Raw genomic sequence first — 25619 nt, forward strand, 5'->3', positions numbered from 1 at the left:
GGAGGTAATGACTATGACAACCAATTTACTTGAGCTATTAGAAAAAAAACCAGAAGCTGTTGACGAGGATGATTTACTAGTTGTTGAAAACCTGGTGATTCAATTTGCAGCGGAAAAGAAAAGTCATGTTCGAGCAGTAAATCATGTAAACTTCAATCTAAAAAAGAGAGAAACTGTAGCACTTGTTGGGGAATCAGGTTGCGGGAAGAGCATAACATCACTTTCCATCATGGGACTTATTCCAAAGCATGCAGGCGATGTCTTAGGAAGCATACGACTGAACAATAAAGAACTTAATGGGCTATCACCAAAGAAGATGCGTCAAATTCGGGGAAAAGAAATTTCCATGATCTTTCAGGAGCCAATGACTTCGCTAAATCCTGTCCACAAAATCGGAAAGCAGATTGGTGAAGTAATCAGGTTACATACAAAAGCTTCTAAAGAAGAGATTAAAGTAAAAACGATTGAAATGTTGAAAAAGGTGGAAATACCAAGACCCGATAAGATTATAAATGATTATCCTCATCAGTTATCAGGTGGGATGAGGCAACGTGTCATGATTGCCATGGCCATGGCATGCAATCCAAGCTTGCTTATTGCAGATGAACCCACAACTGCATTGGACGTAACCATTCAAGCACAAATATTGGATTTAATGAATGATCTAAAAGATCAATTTGATACAACGATATTGTTGATCACTCATGACTTAGGAGTAGTTGCTGAAGTTGCAGACAGGGTTATGGTTATGTATTACGGGCAGATAGTAGAAGAGGCAGAAGTCACTACATTATTTACACAACCAAAACATCCTTATACATTAGGACTACTAAACTCTATTCCTAATTTGGAGGAAAATAAGGATAGATTAGATCCAATTGTAGGGAATGTACCGAATTTAGGGGAAATTACTGAAGGCTGCCCTTTTCGTTTTAGATGCCAATTTGCTTTAGAAAAATGTTCAACGGAAAACCCACCATTATTCAATATTGAAAAGCAAAAAGTCAGATGCTGGTTATTTGAAGAGGAAGGGGAAGTATCATGAAAGAAGAATTACTGGAAGTCAGTGATCTCAAAACACATTTCCCTATCCAAAAGGGCATTTTAAAAAGAAATACAGGATTCGTTAAGGCTGTAGACGGAGTCTCATTTAAATTAGCAAAAGGAGAAACGTTGGGAATTGTCGGGGAAAGCGGCTGCGGTAAGTCCACAACGGGAAGAAGTATTCTTCGTTTAATCAATCCCACTAGCGGTTCCGTCAAATATAAAGGAAAAGAGGTAACGTCACTTTCCAAAGGTGAACTTCTTAAGCTCAGAAAAGAAATGCAGATTGTTTTCCAGGATCCTTATGCTTCATTAAACCCAAGAATAACGATTGCCTCTATATTAGAGGAAGCATTATCCACGCACAGCATTGGGAAGGATAAAAAAGAACGAAGAGAAATTGTCCTTCAATTATTGGAAAAGGTAGGTTTAAATCGACAGTTAGCCAACCGATATCCTCATGAATTCAGTGGAGGACAAAGACAGCGTATAGGAATTGCACGTGCAATTGCAGTAAATCCAACTCTAATTATTGCAGACGAGCCTGTTTCAGCTCTTGATGTTTCCATACAAGCTCAAATCTTGAACTTGTTTCAAGATTTACAGGAACAAATGGGCTTAACTTACATTTTCATTGCCCACGATTTGAGTGTAGTGAAACATATTAGTGACAAAATTGGCGTCATGTATCTAGGAAGAATGGTGGAATATGCTTCAAAAGATGATTTATTTTCCAACCCATCACATCCATACACACAGGCACTCATGTCCGCAGTTCCAGTTCCGAATCCTTTAATGAAAAAAGAAAGAATTTCATTGAAAGGTGACGTTCCAAACCCTGCAGCTCCTCCCTCTGGCTGTACATTCCATACGCGCTGCAATGCATGCATGGAAGTTTGCAAAACAATAAAACCAAAAGACATTGTAATCTCACCTGGTCATGTTGTATCCTGTCACTTATATGATAGTGCTTACAATTAATCCACTTAAGGGTACTTAGAAGGAGATTTCAATGAAAAAACTCAAGCAACAAATTAAAGATAATTATAGTGAACTCACACAAGGCTTGAAAAGTGTAGCAAATTTCATCGTGGCAAATCCAAACTCTGTTGCTCTATATCCAGCAAAGGAAATCGGGAATCTAACCAATACAAGTGAAACTACTGTGATCAGATGTTGCCATGCTTTGGGGTATTCAGGTTATACAGCATTACAGGAAGAAATCAGAAATTCGCTGCTCCAGCCTGATAATGATCCATTCAAAGCATTGACCGATGGAATGAAGCATGACTCGCCTGATATTCAGGCGTCAGTGGAACAAGACATTGAATTCATGAGAAAAACATTTGATTCTATGGATAAGGACCATTTTAATGAGGCGATTGATAAAATCATTGCTTCCAAAAAGGTGCTGATCGTTGGTCTTCGTACTTCGTATGCGGCTGCCAATTGGCTGTCCTACAGCTTGAATATTGTTAAAGGTGATACGTACTTATTTAAGGGCGACATCGACGACGCACATCATTTGCTTACATTGATTGATGAAGACTGGTTGGTTATCGCACTCTCTTTCAGACGCTACTCCCAGCAAACCATCTCTTTTGTCAGTGCCACAAAAGAACATGGTGCACAAATCGTTACGATTACTGATGATGAATTATCACCTTTAGGCCTCGTGTCTGACATTACACTTAATGTGATTACACCTAATCCTTCAAGCTTGAAAGGCATGCCAACTATTTTTTCTATTCTGAACGCTATGGTGTCAGGTGTAATGATTAAAAATAGTCAAGAGGTTGAAAAAAGACTTGAAGAATACCAACGGACAAGTGATGTATATCCTACGTTTTATAACAAAAGAGAATGATATTCACGATTTTTACAGCTTTTTTTATATAAATTTAAAAAATAAGGGGATGTTGAGATGATTAAAACATTGGAAATGAAGCCATTTGAAAATGCCGGACAGCAGTTGATTGACAAGTACCTCATTCCAGGAGTAGCTATTGGTATTGCTCAGGATGGTGAATTGGTTTATGGCAAAGGATTTGGTTATCGTAATATTGAGAAGGAAAAGCCGGTAACCATGGAAACTATCTATGGCATTGCATCCGTCACAAAATCTTTTACCTGTGTTGCCATCATGCAGCTGCAGGAACAAGGCAAGCTAAATGTACATGATCCAATTGTGAAGTATTTGCCTGAATTCAAGACTCCTACAGATAAAACAGATCAAATGACGATCCATCATTTCATGACTCATTCAGCTGGTTTACCGCCGCTCCCATCTCTGGTGTACGCAAATAAAAGAAGCTTTGATAGCGATCCTTCTGTAAACGATTATCCAGGACTCAAGTTGAAAGAAGAAGAAGAACAAGGACCAATCGATACATTTGAAGAGCTGATGGAGTTTATTGGGAAGCAGCAATTTGAATTGTTAGGCGATCCCGGTAACGAATTTAGTTATTCGAATGACAGCTATGCTTTATTAGGTGCCATCATAGCTCGTGTTAGCGAGCAATCCTATGAAGATTTTGTGAAAGAACATATTTTGGAACCGGCAGGCATGAATCATTCAGGGTTTTTAATAGAAGAATTCGGAGACTACGATAATATCACATCACTCTACGCCATTCAAAAAGACGAAAATGGCGAGGAAGTGTATGAAGCTCCCGTATGGTGGGATTCACCCTCAATGAGAGCTGCTGGCTATTTGAAATCGACGGTAGAAGACATGTTGAAGTATGCCGAGATTTTCAGAAACAATGGAAAAGTCGGGGATAACCAAATCCTTTCTGAAGAAAGTGTCCAAGAAATGATTAAACCTCACATAGAGTGCTCCCCGGGTCGATATTACGGGTATGGATTGATGATTACACCGGATTACTATGGCGGCACATTAGTGGAACATGGAGGCAATTTAAAAGCGATTGCTTCACAGCTATGTGTCATTCCGGAAAGAGGGGTCAGCGCCATGATCCTTACAAACCTGGCAGCAGTACCTGCTTCAGCAATCATGGCTCGTGCATTGAATGTATATGAGGGAAGAGAGTTCGATGCATCTCCTGTAGAATTCGATGATTATACACATACAGCAGAAGAATTGGCTGAATTCGTGGGGGAATACGTATCCAACGAGGGTATGAAACTCACAGTGGATTTAAAGCAAGATAGCCTTGAATTTTCAGTGCCAGGCTTTAATTTCCCGGTAAAAAGTATAGGGAAAGATTTATTTTTAGCTGATGTTAATGACCAAAAAGAAATTATTCGTTTTGTGCGAAATTCCGAAGGGAAAATAGATAGAGTCGCTTATCATTATCGTCAATTCCCAAAAACTCATTAATTTCTTCATCCTTAGCTATCCCGTATAGCTAAGGATTTTATTTAAGAAAAGACTTTTATGGAAGGGAGATACAATCATGTCTCCATCTATTGTTTATCGACAAGTAACCGATATTCAACGTTTAAAAGAAATCGTAAAATTTCAGGAATGGATTTGGAGCATTGAAAGTGTAACGATGTTGCCCCACTTAATTGCAGCCATACATAATGGCGGGGTTGTCATTGGTGCATTCGATGAAGAAAAATTAGTAGGATTTTGTTATGGATTTGCCGGTTTCAAAGAGAGCCAAAACCTCCTCATTTCACATATGATGGGCATTCATCCGGAATATCGAAACATGGGAATTGGTGAAAGCCTAAAGATATCGCAAAAATCCTGGGCTGCTGATTATGGTTACACTAAAATTGTTTGGACATACGATCCTTTGGAGTCAAGAAATGGGTATTTGAATATACACAAGCTAGGGGGATATGTTCGTACTTATTACAAGGAGTATTACGGTGAAATGACGGACGAAATCAACAAGGGTATGCCCGCTGACCGTTTTTTGGTTGAATGGGATGTCCATGGAGCTGAAAAAGAGTTGATGAAAAGAACGGAAGTGGACCTTGACGTGATTGACCTCTTGGTAGATGGTGAAGCAGTGGCTGGCGGCCTCATATCACCGATCGGAACTTTGCAGGAGTTGGTGGATGATTATTATGCAGTAGCAGTTCCCAAAGACATTCATTTCATCAAAAAGCAAAGCATTAAGATAGCGCAACTCTGGAGACATGAACTGCGTGAAGCTTTTGAAAAGGCATTTTCATCAGGGTATCGGGTGGTTGATGTCATCCGCCACAAAGACGATGCTGCGATGAACTATTACATTTTACAGAGAGAGAAAACGAGTAGTGGGGCACATACATGATACAACAAATAGAAGAGTGGGTTATAAAAAAACAGCAGGATATTTTAATACCTATGATCACTTGCATGATATCACAAAAGTGATCACAGAAGAGTTAGGCCTAGAGCTGAAGTCAGCGATTATCACGCAACTTGGTCGCGTCGATCAAATCTGTGCTCAACTGGAAGAAACAACGCCTGAGTTCGACCAAGAGAAACAACAAGAGCGCTTAGCAAAACTTGCTGGCGGCGGTATGCCAGATATGGTCGGTATGGGTGGTATGTGGGGAATGATGTAATCATTCTTCCTCGAGGAAAGACTCGCAGAGATGCGGGTCTTTTTTTGTGAAAAAAAATAATACGAAAACAAGAAATTATTTTATTTATTGGTTTTATAAAGACCACTAGTTGAGGATTTCTTTTTAACTACCATAGTTTCCGAATTGAAGAGATAATGGTCAAACTGTTCGTATCATCAAACTCTCTATTTCGTTGATGGCTAAATCCGAACTAAGTCTTATAGTGATGAATTTTAAAATTTAAACGGTATGTAGACTTCATTTATACTTTTACATGCTCATAGATCAATACTTTTTCCCGAGTAATTCTGCCACGTATGTCATTTGGAAACATCATTCATGAATTTAAGGACCTCAATTCCTCTGAATATAAACATCGTTTTCGGAACAACCTTAAAGGGATGAAAAGATGCGGAGGTGGAGGAATGTTTGAAAAAAAAATTAGCACTTCATGAAACTTTGGAATTTCATGAAGTAATAAATTTTAAGACCGTATGCTTACTTAAATCTAAAATGATGCAAGGTATCGTTTTTGATCAAGATCTAAAAGCGCTGTTGGAGAAGGATGTAAAACAATCGATACCAGCTTTAACTGCAATGATAAAACTCTATTCAAATTCTGAATTAGAATAATCGGAGGTCGGGTTCGTATGAATGATTATTTAGATCCTATAAATGCTGTTGGGATGCCTGAACTTACTGATTCAGGAATAGCCCTTGAATTTTTGCTATCTGCAAAAACGGGGGTTAGAAATCTTTCAATTGCTTTGACAGAAACAGCAACACCTACAATTAGAAAGTTATTACAGGAACAACTTGATGTAACCATTGCCTTATATTTCGAAATCGCAGATCTCATGATGAAAAAACAATGGCTAAACCCATATGATTTGGAACTTCAAAAACAATTGGATATTAAATCCGCTCAAAATGCAGTAGATATAGCTAATCTGGATCTATTTCCGGGAGTCACAAATCGGAAAGGAATGTTTCCAAGTCCACCTGTGAAATAATGAATGTAGAGGAGATTTAACTAATGAAAGCTGTGACTTTTCAAGGTGTTAAAAATGTTGAAGTGAAAAACGTGAAAGACCCAAGCATCCAAAAAGCGGATGATATTATCGTTAAACTAACTACTACTGCCATTTGCGGGTCAGACTTACACTTAATTCATGGGATGATCCCAAACCTTGGAGAGGATTATGTTATTGGGCATGAACCTATGGGAATTGTAGAAGAAGTCGGGAAGGATGTTACGAAAGTAAAAAAAGGGGACCGTGTTATAATCCCTTTTAATATAGCATGTGGTCAATGTTGGTTCTGTAATCATGAATTAGAAAGTCAGTGCGACAATGCGAATGACAATGGAGAAATGGGTGCATATTTTGGCTACTCAGACACGACGGGAGGGTTCCCCGGTGGTCAAGCAGAATTTATGCGAGTTCCCTATGCTAATTTTACACCGTTTAAGATTCCAGAAAACAGTGAGGTCGAGGACGAAGGTTTAGTGTTGCTTGCAGATGCTGCATCCACTGCATTTTGGAGTGTAGACAATGCAGGAGTAAAAGCAGGGGATACGGTAATAGTTTTAGGATGCGGTCCAGTTGGTCTGTTAGCACAAAAATTCGCGTGGTTAAAAGGTGCAAAAAGAGTTATTGCAGTTGATTACGTGGGCTATCGTTTAAAACATGCAAAACGTACGAATAAAGTAGAGATTGTTAACTTTGAAGATCACGAAAATTGTGGTGAATATTTAAAAGAAATAACAAAAGGGGGGGCAGATGTAGTCATTGACTGCGTAGGAATGAGTGGCAAAATGACGCCCCTTGAATTTCTTGCATCTGGTCTGAAATTACAAGGAGGAGCAATGGGAGCTCTAGTCATTGCAAGTCAAGCAGTTCGTAAAGGTGGAACCATCCAAATTACAGGAGTTTACGGGGCACGTTATAATGCATTCCCATTAGGTGACATCTTTCAACGAAATGTGAATATTAGGACTGGTCAAGCTCCAGTTATTCACTACATGCCGCATTTATATAATTTAATTGCTGAAGGTAAAGTAGATCCAAGTGACATTGTCACTCATGTACTCCCCTTAGACCAGGCTAAGCATGGCTATGAAATCTTTGACACGAAAATGGAAGACTGTATTAAAGTTATCCTAAAACCGTAAATAGGTCAGGTTAATTTTGAGCATCTCTTATGAGGTGCTTATTTTTATTGGTTTCAGACATAATTGTGTTCCTTAATCTTTAATACGAGCAATCTAATTTAGTGATCAATTTGTTGTATATAACGATTGTCTGGCGCAGAAGTATTCATATTCACAGAAGACCTAGGCCTTGAGCCGAAGTCACCGAACATCACGCAACCGGGTCGCGCAGCGAAAGTTGTGGTAACGAATCAAAACACAACAATCGTTGAAGGAGCTGGAGACTCTGATCGCATCGCGGGTCGCGTCAACCAAAACCGTTCACAACTGGAAGAAACAACTTCTGCGTTCGACAAAGAGAAACTACAAGAGCGCTTAGCGAAACCTGCTGGCGTTGTGGCCGTGAATAAAGTCGGAGCAGCAACTGAAACAGAATTAAATGAACGCAAACTTCGTATTGAAGATGCACTAAACGCAACGCGTGCAGCCGTTGAAGAAGGTATCTTATCGGGTGGGGGTACAGCTTTAGTCAAGTCAACAACAAAGTAGCAGAAACTGTTGAGACAGTACAAGGCGATGTAGCAACAGGCGTACGCATCGTGTTACGTGCTCTGGAAGAACCAGTTCGCCAAATCGCAACGAACGCAGGCCTTGAAGGTTCGATCGTGGTAGACCGTTTGAGACGCGAAGAAATCGGCATCGGTTTCAACGTAGCAACAGGCGAATTGGTGAACATGATGGATGCCGGTATCGTGGATCCAACAAAAGTAACGCGTTCCGCAATACAAAACGCAGCATCCGTTGCGTCTCTATTCTTAACAACTGAAGCAGTAGTAGCAGACATCCCAGAACCAGCTGGGGGAGGTATATCGGATATGGTGGAATGATGTAATCATCTGAATAAAGTTAATTCTTAGTAAAATATCCATTCCATTTTTGCTGCATATAAGAAAATGGGTGATTTACATTTATTTATGTAATTTAGATGGTGTACATTCGTCTTATCAGAGTTAGTTTCATCTTTTTATGACATTCATTTCATAAGCTCAAAATATTGTTCTTCAACCCATTTTTCAATTAATTTAGGATTTACTTTCAATTTTCTTTTTTCACGGATATAAGTTAAAACTTGGTCTTTTAATTTTACAATTTCAATACTTTCACTTTGAAGAGAATACATTTGCTTTGTTATTCTCTTTACTAAAATTCTACCTTTAGTAATATTAGGATTCTCGATGTTTAAGTGTTCATGCACTCCATAAACCAGCCAATATATTTCTTCCATCTCTGCTTCTACATCACTAAGCCTATTATTCATGTCACTTGCTTCTGAGTTAGCATCATTTGCAGCATCACTTGCATCCTCAGCACTTGAGAATATGTGTTCAAGTTGATTTTCAATTTGAATTTTGAATGAATCAATATCTGTTAATAATAAAGATAGATTTTCATTTACTTTGTGGTTCATACTTTCTAAAATAATGTTTAAATTGAATAGTTCTTTTTGAGATTCTTGTAAATTTGACTCTAGTTCAAGTGTAGCGTGTTTAAATCTCTCAAAGAACTCGGAGCTATTTTTCTCTAAAAAAATATTTAGGAGTTGTTCAGGAGTTATTGGATTATTTCTCGCATCACCTCTGATTTGATATACTCCTCGATTAGTACAATATGGTTTGTAGGGTCCACTTGGTATCTCAATTCGATAAAAGGGTTTATCAGTGTTCTCATTTTCAATTATTATCTCAATATCTATTGGTGGACGGCATTCCGATGCTTTTCCTAATAGTGCAAGTTTTTCACCATCGCTTATTTTGCAACCCACAATTTTACCTCGCTGTTTACCTTCTTTGTTTATGTCTTCATCTACACCTACTAAGATTGTCCCTCCAGAAGGTGAGTTAGCAAAAGCTACTAGATCTTCAGGTTTGATACCATTCCTATCACGTTTAAAGTCAACGTCCAAACCTTCTTCTTTATTTAACAATGTCTCTACTCTTTCAGTTAAACTTTTTTGTTTTCTCATTTTAATCACCCCATACTTTAGATTTTAGTACAATTGATATTTAAAATCACTAGTGTCGCATTAAAATGAGTAGGTCTTGTCCGATAAGCGGAATTGTCTGTAAATTTTTTAAACGTAAAAAAATCCTCTATAATGGATTCGGGTAGTAAACCATCCAAATCCAAAATAAAGGACAATCGCATGGATAAGTTTACACGGAAAACATCATTTGAACAATGGCTCTCGCCAATTTCTTCTGGAAAAATTGAAGGACTGGTCGAGGCCCATCAGTTAAATCACTATACAAAGAAGCTACATTTCGAATCGTTTCTCAAACTGCTTGTATTCGCACAGCTCAATGAGACAGAGAGCCTCCGGGCTCTAAGCGACACGCTGTTCTCAGACGACCTTCAACGAGCAACGGCTCTAGAGTCGATCAGCTTCTCGCAACTAGGACGTCGATTGAGCGAGATTCCCACGCATGTGTTTCAGGTACTCTTCCTCGACTTGGTCACGAAAATCCATAAGATGAGTCATTTTGAAATTCGCCAGAAGGCGACGACGCCTCTAAAGATCATTGATTCGACCACATTGCCACTGAATCTGAATCGTCATCGATGGGCAGAGTTCAGAAAGACCAAGTCAGGCGTCAAGCTCCATCTGCGGCTGGTATTCTTAGAAAAAGGTTGTTCATATCCCGACAAGGCAGTGCTCACTAACGCAAAGGAGCACGACCGTGGCCAGTTAGAAGTCCTCGTCGATGATAGAGAATGCATGTACGTCTTTGATCGTGGTTATCTGGACTATGAACGGTTCGACCGCATGACAGATGAAGGGTTCTTCTTCGTATCACGTATACGGAAGAACGCTGTCACACGTGTAATACAACCGTTAGAGTGTCTAGAGGCTTCCGAGGTCTTGTCTGATGAGATGATCTTGATCGGTACGGCGCAAAATCGAGCAGAGAATGTGTTTCGACGCATCAAAGTCTTGGATTCCAAGGGGAATCCATTGGAACTAATCACCAATCGCTTTGATATAGACGCAGACGAGCTAGCGGAACTCTATAGGTCACGGTGGGCCATCGAACTGTTCTTCAAGTGGATGAAACAGCACCTGAACATCAAAAAGTTCTACGGACAGAGCGAACAGGCTGTGCATAACCAGGTGTATATCGCCATGATCGTCTATTGCCTCCATGTTCTCGCACAGCTTGAGACGAACAGTCCAAGGAGTTACCTACAGATCAGTCGATGGCTACGAGCGGCACCTTGGAAATCCGCCTACATCTGGCTACGAAAGATCAAAGGGGGATCAATCCCGTAAGGGTGAATAGCTTCTAACTGCAAATGCCACAGTTTATAGTAAAAAAATGGATGTTGACTACCTTTTTCGGTATGTCTGTTCGTTTTTAATTTTTTCAACGAATAAAAGAAAACTGAATTTTCTCAACTAATTTATGCGACACTAGTGATTTAAAATGTAAGTAAATAGAATATTCATTTAAAATCTTTGAAAGAGAGCGAGTAAGATTGTTGGTAGGAACGACCTTGAGTTCCCTAGTAGGTACCCAACACGGATAACTAGGCAGCCGGTCTAAAGAATATAAGACTCATTGAAAGAAAGCGGTTTACTTGAGAGAATTGCGAATTCTATAAACAATCTTAACTAACGTTCTGAAAAGATATACTTTAAGAGATAGGATCCATGTCTGATGTCATGTATTAGTGAAAATGTAGAAGGATTGACAAAGGTGCTTTAAATGCTTAATGGCACTAAAGAAAAGTCACTCGATTAGTTATAGAAATAGTATTTTTCATACTTAATGTTTCAAGCATTAGTAATAACTTTTAAATAAATTAGTAAGTGTAACAAAAATTAATTGTAACGTGAAGAAATGAGTATTAACGGAACAACATTCGAATGGATTTACATGATGGAGGCAGTATTGTCGATCCGACAAAGGTAACTCGTTCAGTACTTTAAAACATCATCAATTGATTCTCTATTTTTAACAACAAAAGCAGTATACTAGACATCTCATTATTAATCGGCAGCTGTTTGCCTTAAATAGATGTATGGGTGATATTGTGTAATCATCCGCTAACGAAAAAGACTCGCATACCACCTGGCGGGTCTTTTTAATATTAATGAAAAAATGAAATACCATAAACCATGAAAACACTTACATTGGAAAAATAATTTCAGTAAATTGTTTTTATGGTAAAATTATCATATAAAATTCATTGTTAAGAACGTACGTTCTTATTATATTTACAATTTCTATATTGCTGTTACAATATATCTATACAATTTTTTTCAAGAAATTGAAGAAAGGAAAATAAAAATGGCATTTATTGAAAATAAAATTTTAGAAATTACCGACAATGAATTACGGAAAACGATTTCAGATGAGGTAAAAAAACTTAAAGAAAAAACGCAGTTCGGACTAGTTTTTGAACAGCATATCCCAGAAGTTGTTCCTATTTATAATTCAAAAATTATTGTGAAATCGCTAGTAGCTTTAAAAAAAGGAAAAATTACAGATTTATATCGAGTAAAAAAAATCAATAATGATGATGTAGAATTAAGAAGTGAACAAGATCGGTCTATAATCTCAGTTAGATTAGATGAAGTATTTGGGGTTAAAAAGTTTGGAGATCCGATATTTCCTGCATTAATTCCAATGGACTATGTTGATAACGACTCAGATGTAACTCATACATTAATTGAAGCAGACAATTTTCATGCTCTTCAACTCCTAGAATATGTTTATCCGAATAAAATTGATTGTATCTATATAGATCCACCATATAACACTGGATCAAAGGATTGGAAGTATAATAATAACTTTGTTGATGAAAAAGATGTTTACAGACATAGCAAGTGGCTTAGTTTTATGAAAAAGAGACTTAATCTAGCAAAGCATCTATTAACTGATGATGGAGCATTAATTATAGCTATTGATGATTATGAAGTTGCACATCTTATAGTACTGTTAGAAGAGATATTCCCCGGTCATGAATGTAATGTAGTAATTGTTAATCACCATCCACAAGGTGCTGGTGGTGATAATATTTCTAGGACCCATGAATATGCGTTATTTTTGACACCAAAGGGAAAGAAAGTGCTCAAAGGTAAAAGAGAAGAAGGGGTAGCAGAAGAGTGGTCATTAGCTCGAAGTGGTAGAGATCGCAGAAATTACAGGTTTGGTCGTCCAAATAGCTTTTATGCTATTCATGTGGATCCTGAAACATTAGAAATCAAAGGTGTGGGGCCTAAACTAGGGAAAGATGATGAATTTTCTACAGATGATACTGAAGAGGGCTATAAGAGGATTTATCCAATAAGTAAAAAAGATAACAGTCAGAGGGTGTGGCGGTATGAACGTTCATCAATGATAAAAAAAATTGATCAAAATCTAATTAAATGTACTCCAAACTTCTCTTTGAAAGTTATAAAAAAATCTAATACAAAATATCGTCCTGTGTTTAGTAATTGGTATGGATCTAGATATAATGCGGGTACACATGGGACAGATTTATTAGCGAAGATATTTGGAGAATCAGCTGATTTCCCTTATCCAAAAGCTTTATATACTGTATACGATGCATTAGAAGCTGTTCTGCAAGATAAAAAAGAAGCATTTGTCTTAGATTTTTTTGCAGGAAGCGGAACTACTCTTAATGCATTAGCACTTTTAAATTCTTCTGATGGTGGAAAACGAAAAAGCATTCTAATTACTAACAATGAAGTATCTGAGGAAGAAGGAAAGTCGTTAGAAAAAAAAGGTCTATATCCTGGACATCCTGAGTGGGACAAAAATGGAATTTGTAGAGCAATAACTTTCCCTCGTAGTAAATTTATCTTAAATGGAAAAAGAGATAATGGAGATATTTTAGAGGGATTCTATTCTACAGGTAAAACTTTAGCTTTAGAAAAAACAAGAAAAGTTACTCAGCTCGGTTTTGTTGATGGTAAGACGTTAAATGGTAAATTGAAAAAGCAATTGGTTTCCTTAGTTGGAATAACTCAGACGAAAATTAAAGCTACAACGCCATTCTTTGTTGATGAAAAAAATAATAAGTGTATCTTGTTTGATGATACTCAGGTGGATCTGTTTTTAGAGGAAATTGATGGGAAAGTCAATCTGACAAATTTTTATATTGCAACTACAAATTCATCAGCTTTCAGAGTGATAAAAGAGGCAATCCAAGAAAGCCTTGGAACCTATGTAATATTACAGGATGAAGAGATGCCCCTTTCAAAAGGCTTTAAAGAGAATCTAGCATACTTTAAATTAGATTTTCTAGATCCAAATGAAGTCGCACTAGGTAAACAATTCAATAAAATATTACCGATTTTGTGGATGATGGCTGGTGCTAAAGGTAATCCGCAAAAATTATATAATGAAAATGAAAGAATACCGTATTTGATAAGTGAAGATGGTTCATTAGCGATACTACTACAGGAAAATAAGTTTAGGGATTTTCATTCGAAAGTAAATGAGATTAACAACATTACAATTTTTATTGTAACTAATTCTGAAGAAGCATTCTTTGAAATGAAATCGGAATTTTCAACAAATAAAGTTATGAGACTATACCATAATTATTTAAAGAATTTTGAAATCAACAGATATTGGAGGTAAATATAACTTATGAATATTGGATTGAAAAATTTCCAAGACGAGGCAACAGAAGATTTATTAACACAACTCTCGCAAGCAAAAAGAGAGATCAAAACAAATGGTACTTCTCAGGCAGTTGTTCTCTCTTCACCTACTGGTTCCGGTAAAACAGTAATGACAACAGCGACCATGGAATCCATTCTTAATGGTACTGATTTAATACCTAGTGAAAGAGATGCGGTTTTCCTTTGGGTGTCGGATTCTCCAGAGTTAAACGAACAATCAAAGAAAAAGGTTTTAAATTTATCAGATAGATTTAGGATTAATGATGTAAATGTGATTACCAATTCATTCGATCAGGAATATTTTGATAGCGGTAAATTATATTTCATTAATACTCAAAAATTAGGTAAAGATAAGTTGCTTGGTAATAAAGGTGATCACCGTACCAATACGATTTGGGAGACTATTAATAATACTCATGCAAAGTTAAAAGATAAATTCTATCTTATTATTGATGAAGCGCATAGAGGGACAAACAGAACAAAAGCGGATCAAACTCTTTCCGAATCAATTGTTCAAAAGTTTTTATTGGGTGATTCACTGGTGGGTTTAGATCCTATAAGTTTGGTTCTGGGAATTTCTGCAACGCCTGATCGCTTTCGAAAGCTAATAGCTGATACAACTGGTATTCATCGACGAATTCAAAGAGAAGTTTATATTAGCCCAACTAAAGTTAAAGATTCTGGTTTACTCAAGGATAAAATAATTATCTGGCATCCTGATGAAGGTCTTTCATCGGATTGGTCACTTTTAGCTGAGTCTGCCAGAAAATGGAAGTTAATGAAAGAGGAATGGGATAGGTACAGTGAGACGCAAGGAATACCTTATGTTTCCCCTGCAATGATTATTCAAGTTGAAGATAGAGACGATAGTAATATAACAAAAACGGACTTAGAGAAAGTAGTGAAAATTCTTGAAGAAGAAGTAGGAGAATTAAACGATGATGAATTGGCTCACTGCTTTGAAGAAGATTTATCAATTCAAATATCTAATAGAAAGATTGATAAGATTGAAGCTTCTAAAATACAAGAAGAAACACATATAAAATTTGTATTTTTTAAAATGAGTTTAACGACTGGATGGGATTGTCCTCGAGCTGAAGTTATGATGTCATTTAGAAAAGCTCATGACTATACACTTATTTCCCAACTTATAGGTCGAATGGTGAGGACTCCACTGGCTAGAGAAATTGAAGGCCAAGAGCTGCTTAATACTGTAGCCTTATATCTACCACATTATAATTCTGACGCTACTAAGGAAATAATTACCTATTTAAAAAATGATGATGATAGCGTTGCACCAGAAATAGAAGAAGGGAGTGGTATGACACTTTTGCAACCTAATCCAATGTATGATCAGATAATAAAAGTATTAAATCAGATACCTACCTATGAAATTGAGAGCATTAGGAAAACTTCGAATGTTAGAAGACTCATGAAGCTTTCGACCTTAATGTCCACAATACATGGAAGTGAAAATGGTTTCGATGAAAACATCTTGAAAGATTCAAAAAATCTAATTATTAATACAATAAATGAGCAGAAGGAAAGGCTATTAGAAGAGGATAAACTATTTGCGGAAAGAATGGACTATTCTGATGAGATTACAGTTATTCCTGTTACTGTAGAACAGGGGGATTGGAAACAGTTAGAAGGTGAGCCTATAAAAGTTGAACTTACATCAGAAAATATTAGCGAATTATTTAATCGATCGGGTAGAAGATTAGGGTACGGTTTACATGAGGAGTACTGGTCAAAGTTTAGTGATAGTTATGATTACGACCGAGCAAAAGTTGAACTATTCTTGACACTTCAAGAAGAAGCAGTATTTAACAAGCTTGAAAAAGTTTGTGGAAAAAGAGTTAGTGAACTTTTTTCTACCAATCAAAACAAAATTAATAAGTTAATTAGTTCAGAAAGAGTAAAATATACCAGAATAAAAGGGCAAGCTAAAGAGCCGCAAATAAAGCAATTCGAAACACCGGCACATATTTATGTGAAAATTAGTGAAGATGCCACACCAACTGAACATCACATATTTATAGATAGTGAAGGAAACTACGCATGTGATTTCCAAAGTAACTGGGAAAAGGATACAATTTTAGAAGAGTATTCACGCCATGATTTTGTATGTTGGTTAAGAAATTATGATAGAAAAAACTGGTCCTTAAGAATTCCATATATGGATAATGGAAAACTTAGACCAATGTTTCCTGACTTTATAGTTATAAGAAAAGTGGAAGAGGATTTTATTGTGGATATTTTAGAACCTCACAACGATAGTTTACAAGATAATTATAAAAAAGCTATAGGTTTAGCTAATTTTGCAGAGCTTCATTGGAGTAGTTTCGGAAGGATTGAATTAATTAGGAAGGATCAAAATGGACTAAAAAGATTAGATTTTACAAATGATGCAGTGATTCAGCAGATTAAATCAGTTACAAATAATGATCATTTAAATACCATATTTGATGCTTACTCAACACAATAATTAATTTAACTGGACGTCACCTAATTTGTTTTTTATTGTACAGCTATAGATATATTTGATGTTATTCTAATTTTACGAATTGGGGATGAACAATTAATAAATGAAAACATATGTATTGTCACTAGACAATAAAACAAATGAATTGCTTAAGCATAAAGCGAAAGAATTTGATTTTTTAGATGTTGAAGAATATCTATTGGAAATATTAAAAAATGCATATAGAAATTGCGAATTTGAACTCTGTTTACAACATACTATAAAGAAAGTTTCTGAGTTACCAATTGGAGCTCAGTTCTCAGTTCAAGAATTGTTATTAGACTTTGTCCAAAACACTGACCTTCAAATTTTGTTTGAAATAGAGGATTACTTTAATAGATATGTTTCAAAAAATAGGACGGAATTTGTAGTGGGAACAATAAACCAATTTAATAGTAAGGGTTTGCAAATTTTTGAACGGTTTTGATAGATTTTATAATGGGTTTTTATACTTTGTGCTAATCAGAGGTTTCTATACATCAGATTTGTGTAATCATAAGTTTTTGAAGTAAGTCTCTCTATTTCATTGAATTAATCATAAGTATTTACATATCGTTCTAAATGATAGTTGAATATATTTATTATTAGTTGTTAGAAAGGTAGCTTACTGTCAAATGAAATTTATAGTCTTTCCTATTTTTGTGGGTTTTTAGCTATATTTTATAACAATTTTTTTACCGTACAAGAGTAAAAATTTACACTATATATTAAATTTACGACTCGCCTAGCGGGTCTTTTTTTATGGTAAACTAGTCTCGAACTAAAGGAGGCTGCAGCATGAAATTCATCTCATGGAACGTCAACGGCATCCGGGCGTGTGTCAAAAAAGGATGGCTCGATTACTTCCACGCGCAAGACGCAGATTTTTTCTGTATTCAAGAAACGAAGATGCAACAGGGGCAGCTGGACCTCGATCTTCTGGGCTATCACCAGTACTGGAACGACGCAGAGAAAAAAGGCTATTCCGGAACAGCGATCTTCACAAAGCATGAGCCATTGTCGGTTCATTACGGCTTAGAAGACGACCCGGACGAAGCGGAAGGACGTATCATCACACTCGAATACGACAACTTTTACCTTGTGAACACCTACATACCGAATGCAAAGCGCGACCTGTCAAGATTACCTTACCGACTTGAGTGGGAAGATCGAATGTATAGCTATCTGACCCTGCTCAACTTAACCAAGCCTGTCATCTACACGGGTGACCTCAACGTCGCTCACCAAGAAATTGATATTCGAAATGCCAAATCAAACATCGGCAATTCTGGATTTACGTTTGAAGAGAGAGAGAAAATGACACGTCTGCTCGAAAATGGGTTCGTGGATTCGTTCCGCTATCTTTATCCGGAAGCAGAAGGGCATTATACGTGGTGGAGCTACATGGCGAAGGTACGTGAACGCAATATCGGGTGGCGTATTGATTACTTCATTGTTTCTGAGAAACTGGCTCCATTCATTACAGAAGCTGGCATGCATCCGGAAACAATGGGCAGTGATCATTGTCCAATTTATTTAGAAATAGACAAAGAAATTTCAACCTAAATAGCGTACAATATAGAAAAACGCAGGAGGTTCTGAATCGTGAATCCATTAGCACAGCAACTGAACAACCAGATTCAAAACGAAAACCCGGCTATCCACGACATGTTGTCGTCGCTCGGGAAGAACTTATTCTATCCAAAAGGCATCTTGAGCCAAGGGGCTGAAGCATCTGAGAAAGCGCATAAATTCAATGCGACGATCGGAATTGCGACAGAAAATGGCGAGCCGATGCACTTTTCACATATCCAAAAACACATCGACTACGCACCGAAAGATGTATACCCGTATGCACCTCCACAAGGAAAGCCCGCTCTTCGTGATGCGTGGCTCGAAAAATTATACAAAGACAATCCATCCATGGTGGGCAAATCCATCGGAAAACCGATTGTCACGAATGCGTTAACGCATGGTCTATCAATTGTAGCCGATTTGTTTATGGACGAAGGGGATGCGCTTGTTGTACCGAACCATTACTGGGGCAATTACAACACCGTTTTTGGCGTTCGCCGCGGCGGAAAGGTTGTCACGTTCCCACTTTTTGCGGAAAACACGCGATTTGATACAAACGGACTTCGCCAAGCATTAGCTGAACAGTCCGGAAAAGCTATCGTTCTATTAAACTTCCCGAACAACCCGACTGGTTACACGCCTCTGGAAGACGAAGCGATTGAAATTGTCGACGTCTTGAAAGAAGCAGCGGATAACGGGTTGAACTTAGTTGTCTTACTGGATGACGCGTACTTCGGCTTGTTCTACGAAGACTCCATTACGGAATCCCTGTTTGGCCGTCTTGCAGGTATCCATGACCGCATTCTTCCTGTGAAAATCGACGGGGCAACAAAAGAAAATTATGTCTGGGGTTTACGTGTAGGATTCATTACGTACGCGGCGGGCAAAGAGACGCTTGCTGCCCTTGAGCAAAAAACAAAAGGCCTCATTCGAGGGACCATTTCAAGTGGCGCGCACATCTCACAGACAATGATTCTAGAGTCGCTCAAGTCACCTGAATTTAACGTAGAGAAGCAGCAGAAGTTCGACATCATGAAAGGCCGCGCAGTGAAAACGAAGGAGATTCTTTCCGATGCGAAGTTCGATAAGCACTGGACGTACTATCCATTCAACTCAGGATATTTTATGTGTTTGAAACTTCATAATCTAGATGCGGAAGAGCTCCGTTTACACATTCTTGAAAACTACGGAGTTGGTGTCATCTCGAACAACCAGACAGACATCCGAGTGGCATTCAGTTGCGTGGACGAAGAGGACCTTGCTGAACTGTTTGACTTGATCTATCAAGGATGCGAAGACTTAACAAACAAATAAATGCCGAAAGCCGACGTATGGAAGAATCCACGCGTCGGCTTTTTATGTGGGGCAGATCTTGCTAGTAAGGGCTTGGGTAGCTAGGGTTAAACTCGGTGGGAGCCGGGTGTTTCGTTTACATAATACGAATCGTGGCTAATAGAAAGCCAATCATGGCTAATAACTCTTCATTCATGGTCAATAAACTGCGATTCATGGCTAATAATTCGCGATTCATGGCTAATGAGCGTCCGCTTAGCCACACCACAGCCCCTACCAATCCCCAATCACTCCATCACATACCGATAAAAATTCTTGTACTTCCACTTCTCCACTTGCTCGTCACTGAATCGCGCGCTTAAACGTTCTAATAGGTGAGGGAACTGTCCAGCGTGTTCCAGTCCATCCACTTTGACATTGATCCCGTCGAAATCTGAACCGAATCCAATAATGTCTTCTCCGCCGAGAGCCACAATGTGCTCGATATGAGCAATCAACTCGTCGATTTCAGCATGGTCTTTACCTGAAATGAACCCCGGATAAAAAACGATATGTAACGGAATGCCTTTTTCAATCATCGCTCGCAATTGAGTATCCGATAAGTTCCGAGGGTGGTCACAGAGCGCGCGCGCATTCGCATGGCTCACGATAGGAAACTCGGCAAGCTCAAGTGTTTCCCAGAATCCAGCTTCCGCAATATGGGCAAGGTCCGTTAACACGCGTCGCTCGTTCAAACGCGCGACCACTTGTCTGCCAAACGTCGTCAGTCCAGCTCCGCGAGGCTCGCCGCACCCATCTGCTACCAAGTTTGCAGGGTTCCACGTCAGCCCGACGGATAACACACCCGCGTCCAAGAAAGCATCCAGTTTCGCCAGTTCATTGCCGATACACTCGAGTCCTTCGAGCGTTAAGAAGACAGAGATTTTGCCGTCTGAACGTTCAGCAAGCTCTGGCCAGCTGCGTACCCAGTGCACATCCGGGTGCGATAGTACGTGCTCGTGGAAAAGCTCTACTTGATGCATGGCTGCTTTATAGGCGGTTTCCGCAGAAAGCGAAGGTTCCACATAGATGGCAAAGGCCTGAGCAGTAATCCCGCCAGCCCGTAAGCGTTCAATCGATGTATCTAGTTCACCCTCAAAATTCTTCTGTAATTTATACAAGTGGTCACAGTGTAGATCAATAAGTGTCATAATTAAGCTCCTTTGTGTGTTTTATAAATGCAGCAAATAATGTACGGGAATGGGGGCAACTCACCATCGTTTCGGGGTGCCATTGTACGCCATACCAGGGATAAACCTTGTGCTCGATTGCTTCCACAACGCCGTCAGACGCATCTGCACTAACTACCATATCGTCACCTAAACGATGGACCGCCTGATGATGAAAAGAATTCACGGCAAGCACCGAACTTCCTATCCACTTCGCTAGAAAACTGCCGGGGACGACGTTGACTTCATGATGAGCCTCGTGCCGAGGTCGTTTTGCCTTGTGTTGAAGAAACGAGCGACCTTCCATTGAATAAAGATCTTGATAAATCGTTCCACCGCTTGCAACATTCAACATCTGCATGCCTTTACAGATTCCGAGGACCGGTTTACGCAGTGACGTCAGTTTGTTCAGTAGTTCCAGTTCACGCACGTCTCGTGCACCGTTCACTTCACCAAGGCCAGGGAGGGGGGCTTCCTCAAAATGAAAGGGGTCAATATCTCCGCCACCTGTCAGGACAAATCCGTGTATCGTCTCAAGCAGATTTTCGTCAAAAGACCCTGGTAGATAAATCGCACAGCCACCAACTTCCTCAATCGCCCGGACGTAACCACTCGCGAGTGTGAACTGCTGGTTTTCTTCCGATCCTACAATTCCGATGAGTGGTCGCACTTACCGTCCTCCTCGGCTTTTCGAGAGTACGACTAAAAATCCAAATGCAGCAAACGAGACTAAAAAGATACCAATCAAGACTGAAATCCAAAACAACTTAGATGACCACCTTTCGTTTTCGGAAGTGGTAGATACCGACAAGTGGGAGGAGGAGAAGAGCAAGGCTCATGCCTACGACACCGAGTTGAGCGTAACTTGTGTATCCCACAATCAGACCGGAAGTCAAACTGCCAAGAGTTCCTGAAATCGCAACAAACACATCGATTTTTCCTTGATACTTTGCTCGGACCTCAAGACTTGTGGAGTCAATCAACAGGGAAGTTCCTGCAATCAAACCTAAGTTCCAGCCGATCCCAAGAAGAATCAATGGAACCGCCATCTGCCAGAACGAATGGCCAGACGCCGTGAGTGTCAAAATTCCTGTGACACCGAGTGTAAGACTCGAGAGGATCGCCATTGGTAAACGTCCGATGCGGTCGACCGCCGCTCCGGTTAATAGAGAAGGTAAGTACATTGCAGCGACATGAAGACTAATGACGAGTCCGACTGCAGACAGTGCCGATCCTTGGTTCTCCATATGTATTGGTGTCATGGTCATGATCGCCACCATGACGAAGTGCGTGATGATGAGTATGGCCGCTGCTAAATAGATGCCTTGTTTATTGGTGAATTCTTCAATCGTCGTCTGTTTACCTTCTGCCTCTTTTGCTAACTGTCTCGCGACAACAAATGGATCAGGGCGCAATCCGATAAATAACGTGAGTGCGGCACACAGATACGCCACAGCAGCTAGAATAAAAGGCCCTGTTAAAGCAGGAAGCCCGAAAGTGGTAGCGACCCCGCCCATCGGTTCGACAAGATTCGGTCCCGCCACGGCACCGAGCGTCGTAGAGACCAACGCAATACTGACAGCCTTCCCACGTTGTTTAGGCAAGGCAAGGTCCGTTCCGGCGTATCGCGCTTGCAGGTTCGTCGCGGTTCCTGCTCCGTAAACAAATAGGGAGAAGAAGAACAGGGGAATCCATTCTAGTGCCGTTCCTGCGATGACGCCCACCGCACCAACTGCCCCGAAAAAGAACCCACTCGCAAGTCCTGTCCGCCGTCCGATGCGCTGTGTGAGCTTCCCAACTGTATACGCTGTAAATGCGGACCCTAACGTAAAGAGAGCAGCGGGAACACCTGTCAGTGACGTAAGTTCAAAGAGGTCACGTGCAATCAATGCTCCGACTGTGATACCTGCTGCAAGTCCTGCACCGCCAAAGAGTTGGGAGATGGCCACAATCCATAATGTTCGTTTATATACTTGTTGGCGGTCGATGTCGTATGTCATACTATATGCTCCTCATCTGTCTGTAATTCGCTTGGCGCTGAAACGCTTAGCTCTATTGCCGTTGTAACGAACTCTCCTTATGTGACGATCATCCACTTTAAGTTTACGCTACTATTTTGAGTAACACTATACCTTGAGGGAGCATCATTGTGAAGAAGTGTAATAATAGGGAACAGGTCTCTTTATTTCGACTTCAAAAGAAATGAATTTTTGTCTTTGAATCGGGTAAAGGGGTATACTAAGAACTAATTATGAAAGGAAGAAGGCGACGACATGACGCATCCTTATGCAGATGACAGTTTAACTTTACATACGGATCTCTACCAAATCAACATGGCAGAAGCCTATTGGGCAGATGGTATGCATGAACGCAAAGCAGTATTTGAATTGTTTTTTCGTAAGCTACCATTTGGGAATGGCTATGCTATATTTGCTGGTCTCGAGCGTATCCTTGAGTTTATTCGAGAGTTCCATTTTACAGAATCTGACCTTGCCTATTTAAAAGATCAAGGCTACCGGGACGATTTCCTCGACTATCTAAAAGACTTGAGATTCACTGGTAACATCTATTCGATGCAAGAGGGAGAACTCGCTTTTCCGCAAGTGCCTCTTGTCCGCGTGGAAGCATCGTTAATTGAAGCTCAATTGATTGAAACGGCTCTATTAAATATTGTGAACTTCCAGACGCTGATTGCGACAAAATCCTCTCGTATCAAACAAGTTGTGAAAGATGAAATTGTAATGGAATTTGGTTCGCGACGCGCGCATGAAATGGATGCGGCGATTTGGGGAGCACGTGCTGCTTACATCGGCGGAGCGGAAGCGACAAGCAACGTCCGGACTGGTAAGCTATTCGGTATTCCGATTTCCGGAACCCATGCGCACTCGATGGTCCAAGCTTATAAATCCGAATACGAAGCATTCCATGCGTATGCGAAACGTCACAGGAAGTGTGTCTTTCTCGTCGATACATACGACACGCTTAATATCGGTGTACCTACCGCGATACAAGTGGCTAAAGAACTTGGTGACAAGATTGACTTCATTGGTATTCGTTTGGATTCAGGAGACATTGCGTTCTTGTCGAAAGAAGCCCGTCGACTGCTAGATGAGGCCGGGTTCACAGAAGCAAAGATCGTAGTTTCTAATGATTTAGATGAGTACACCATTCTCAACTTAAAGGCGCAAGGTGCCAAAGTCGATATGTGGGGAATCGGTACGAAATTGATTACGGCTTATGATCAACCGGCTCTTGGCGCTGTCTATAAACTTGTTTCCATTGAGAATGAGCATGGAGAAATGGAAGATACGATTAAAATCTCGTCGACTACTGAAAAAGTAACCACTCCGGGAGAGAAGCGGATTTATCGCATCATTGATAAAGAAAATGGCAAGGCGGAAGGGGATTACATCACGATGAAAGATGAGGATCCAAATGCCGAGGAACGCATCAAGATGTTCCATCCGGTTCATACGTTCGTCTCCAAATTTGTGACGAACTTTGAAGCCATCGATCTTCAACATCATGTGGTGAAAGACGGAGAAATCATCTATGAAAATCCTACTCTTCCCGACATGCAGGCATTTGCGAAACAAAATTTAGAAGTCCTTTGGGATGAATACAAACGTTCCTTAAATCCGGAAGAGTATCCAGTCGACTTGAGTCAAAAATGTTGGGATAACAAGATGCGTAACATTCAAGAAGTGAAAGACATGGTGGATGCCCATAAATCGTCAGGAGGTCGAGTGAAATGACATTACAACAGGAAATTATTCGTGAACTTGGTGTGAAACCTACAATTGATGTACAACAGGAAATCCGAACGACCATTGATTTTTTGAAAGACTATCTCACTCAACACACGTTTTTGAAGTCGATGGTCCTTGGTATTTCAGGAGGTCAAGATTCTACATTACTCGGGAAGCTTGCCCAGATGGCGGTCAACGAACTGAATGAAGAGACAAAAGGTGGGTATGAATTTATCGCAGTCAGCCTACCGTATGGGGTTCAGTTTGACGAGCATGACAGACAAGATGCGCTCGCGTTTATCCAGCCGAGCCGGAAAGTGCTGATCAATATTAAAGAAGCTGTCGATGCAAGTGATAAAGCTCTGTTAGAAGCAGGAATTGACCTTAGTGACTTTGCGAAGGGCAATGAAAAAGCGCGTGAACGAATGAAGGCGCAGTATTCTGTGGCTGCTATGTACAATGGTGTCGTTCTTGGGACGGACCATGCTGCGGAAGCGATTACGGGGTTTTATACGAAATACGGGGATGGGGGAGCAGATCTCGTGCCTCTTTTCCGCTTGAACAAGCGTCAGGGTAGGGCCATCTTAAAAGAACTCGGTGCGCCTGAACATCTATACATGAAAATTCCGACGGCGGACCTCGAAGAAGATCGACCAGCGATTCCAGATGAAGTGGCACTAGGCGTGACCTATGATCACATCGACGATTATTTAGAAGGCAAAGAAATCGATGCAGTCGCAAAAGAAAAGATTGAGGGATATTATCTTCGCTCGCGTCACAAGCGCCAGATGCCAGTGACCGTCTTTGACACATGGTGGAAAGAATAACGACAGAAGAGGCTGCGTAGGCAGCCTCTTTATTTGTCTTC

General features: G+C 39.7%; 20 protein-coding genes and 2 pseudogenes. 18 read left to right on the forward strand and 4 right to left on the reverse strand.

Annotated features, from left to right (window positions below):
* Positions 1-13: 13 nt before the first annotated feature.
* The 10 genes and pseudogenes from ACFO0S_RS06705 to ACFO0S_RS06750 all read left to right on the forward strand — a co-directional run.
* A complete protein-coding gene (locus tag ACFO0S_RS06705; RefSeq protein WP_378141029.1) occupies positions 14-1045 on the forward strand; it encodes an ABC transporter ATP-binding protein in 1032 nt (343 codons plus the stop codon).
* A complete protein-coding gene (locus tag ACFO0S_RS06710) occupies positions 1042-2025 on the forward strand; it encodes an ABC transporter ATP-binding protein (protein ID WP_378141030.1) in 984 nt (327 codons plus the stop codon). Before ACFO0S_RS06705 ends, ACFO0S_RS06710 begins: the two co-directional genes overlap by 4 nt.
* 31 nt (positions 2026-2056) lie before the next feature.
* Positions 2057-2911, forward strand: coding sequence for a MurR/RpiR family transcriptional regulator (locus ACFO0S_RS06715; RefSeq protein WP_378141031.1), 855 nt, complete (start codon positions 2057-2059; stop codon positions 2909-2911).
* Between the two features lie 57 nt (positions 2912-2968).
* Positions 2969-4387: a serine hydrolase domain-containing protein gene (locus ACFO0S_RS06720; RefSeq protein WP_378141032.1), complete on the forward strand. Its 1419-nt coding sequence runs from the start codon at positions 2969-2971 to the stop codon at positions 4385-4387.
* A gap of 76 nt (positions 4388-4463) precedes the next feature.
* Positions 4464-5297, forward strand: coding sequence for a GNAT family N-acetyltransferase (locus tag ACFO0S_RS06725; RefSeq protein ID WP_378141033.1), 834 nt, complete (start codon positions 4464-4466; stop codon positions 5295-5297).
* Between the two features lie 76 nt (positions 5298-5373).
* Positions 5374-5526: pseudogene (locus ACFO0S_RS06730) on the forward strand (hypothetical protein); the annotation flags it as partial.
* Positions 5527-6003: 477 nt separating this feature from the next.
* Positions 6004-6207 carry a spore coat protein gene (locus ACFO0S_RS06735; protein ID WP_378141034.1) on the forward strand — a complete coding sequence of 68 codons (204 nt, stop codon included), beginning with the start codon at positions 6004-6006 and terminating at the stop codon, positions 6205-6207.
* 17 nt (positions 6208-6224) lie between these two features.
* A complete protein-coding gene (locus ACFO0S_RS06740; protein ID WP_378141035.1) occupies positions 6225-6587 on the forward strand; it encodes a spore coat protein in 363 nt (120 codons plus the stop codon).
* A 23-nt stretch (positions 6588-6610) separates the two neighbouring features.
* On the forward strand, positions 6611-7747 hold the full coding sequence (locus tag ACFO0S_RS06745; protein ID WP_378141036.1) for a zinc-dependent alcohol dehydrogenase: 1137 nt from the start codon (positions 6611-6613) through the stop codon (positions 7745-7747).
* Positions 7748-7873: 126 nt separating this feature from the next.
* Positions 7874-8613: pseudogene (locus tag ACFO0S_RS06750) on the forward strand (TCP-1/cpn60 chaperonin family protein); the annotation flags it as partial.
* A gap of 146 nt (positions 8614-8759) precedes the next feature.
* Here ACFO0S_RS06750 and ACFO0S_RS06755 read toward each other — a convergent pair.
* Complete coding sequence (locus tag ACFO0S_RS06755) at positions 8760-9749, reverse strand: AlbA family DNA-binding domain-containing protein (protein WP_378141037.1); 990 nt, start codon at positions 9747-9749, stop codon at positions 8760-8762.
* A gap of 180 nt (positions 9750-9929) precedes the next feature.
* On the opposite strand from ACFO0S_RS06755, the gene ACFO0S_RS06760 reads away from it, so the two are divergent.
* From ACFO0S_RS06760 to ACFO0S_RS06785, 6 genes are all read left to right on the forward strand, one after another.
* The gene (locus ACFO0S_RS06760) at positions 9930-11054 is read left to right on the forward strand and encodes an IS4 family transposase (RefSeq protein ID WP_378141054.1); all 1125 of its coding nucleotides are present in this window, start codon (positions 9930-9932) and stop codon (positions 11052-11054) included.
* 1021 nt (positions 11055-12075) lie between these two features.
* Complete coding sequence (locus ACFO0S_RS06765) at positions 12076-14379, forward strand: site-specific DNA-methyltransferase (RefSeq protein ID WP_378141038.1); 2304 nt, start codon at positions 12076-12078, stop codon at positions 14377-14379.
* A gap of 9 nt (positions 14380-14388) precedes the next feature.
* Complete coding sequence (locus ACFO0S_RS06770) at positions 14389-16911, forward strand: DEAD/DEAH box helicase (RefSeq protein ID WP_378141039.1); 2523 nt, start codon at positions 14389-14391, stop codon at positions 16909-16911.
* Between the two features lie 100 nt (positions 16912-17011).
* The gene (locus ACFO0S_RS06775) at positions 17012-17374 is read left to right on the forward strand and encodes a hypothetical protein (RefSeq protein ID WP_378141040.1); all 363 of its coding nucleotides are present in this window, start codon (positions 17012-17014) and stop codon (positions 17372-17374) included.
* 350 nt (positions 17375-17724) lie between these two features.
* Positions 17725-18492, forward strand: coding sequence for an exodeoxyribonuclease III (locus ACFO0S_RS06780; RefSeq protein ID WP_378141041.1), 768 nt, complete (start codon positions 17725-17727; stop codon positions 18490-18492).
* Between the two features lie 39 nt (positions 18493-18531).
* The gene (locus tag ACFO0S_RS06785; protein WP_378141042.1) at positions 18532-19815 is read left to right on the forward strand and encodes an aminotransferase class I/II-fold pyridoxal phosphate-dependent enzyme; all 1284 of its coding nucleotides are present in this window, start codon (positions 18532-18534) and stop codon (positions 19813-19815) included.
* Between the two features lie 266 nt (positions 19816-20081).
* Here ACFO0S_RS06785 and ACFO0S_RS06790 read toward each other — a convergent pair whose 3' ends face one another.
* The 3 genes from ACFO0S_RS06790 to ACFO0S_RS06800 form a co-directional block, all read right to left on the reverse strand.
* Positions 20082-20984 carry a dipeptidase gene (locus ACFO0S_RS06790; RefSeq protein WP_378141043.1) on the reverse strand — a complete coding sequence of 301 codons (903 nt, stop codon included), beginning with the start codon at positions 20982-20984 and terminating at the stop codon, positions 20082-20084.
* A complete protein-coding gene (locus tag ACFO0S_RS06795) occupies positions 20971-21672 on the reverse strand; it encodes a gamma-glutamyl-gamma-aminobutyrate hydrolase family protein (RefSeq protein WP_378141044.1) in 702 nt (233 codons plus the stop codon). Before ACFO0S_RS06795 ends, ACFO0S_RS06790 begins: the two co-directional genes overlap by 14 nt.
* A gap of 97 nt (positions 21673-21769) precedes the next feature.
* Complete coding sequence (locus tag ACFO0S_RS06800) at positions 21770-23002, reverse strand: MFS transporter (protein ID WP_378141045.1); 1233 nt, start codon at positions 23000-23002, stop codon at positions 21770-21772.
* Between the two features lie 273 nt (positions 23003-23275).
* On the opposite strand from ACFO0S_RS06800, the gene ACFO0S_RS06805 reads away from it, so the two are divergent.
* Entirely contained in the window at positions 23276-24757 is a 1482-nt protein-coding gene (locus ACFO0S_RS06805) for a nicotinate phosphoribosyltransferase (protein ID WP_378141046.1), read from the forward strand.
* Complete coding sequence (nadE, locus tag ACFO0S_RS06810) at positions 24754-25578, forward strand: ammonia-dependent NAD(+) synthetase (RefSeq protein WP_378141047.1); 825 nt, start codon at positions 24754-24756, stop codon at positions 25576-25578. Before ACFO0S_RS06805 ends, nadE begins: the two co-directional genes overlap by 4 nt.
* The last annotated feature ends 41 nt before the right edge of the window (positions 25579-25619 follow it).

The sequence above is a fragment of the Chryseomicrobium palamuruense genome (assembly GCF_042649045.1).
Lineage (GTDB): Bacteria > Bacillota > Bacilli > Bacillales_A > Planococcaceae > Chryseomicrobium > Chryseomicrobium palamuruense.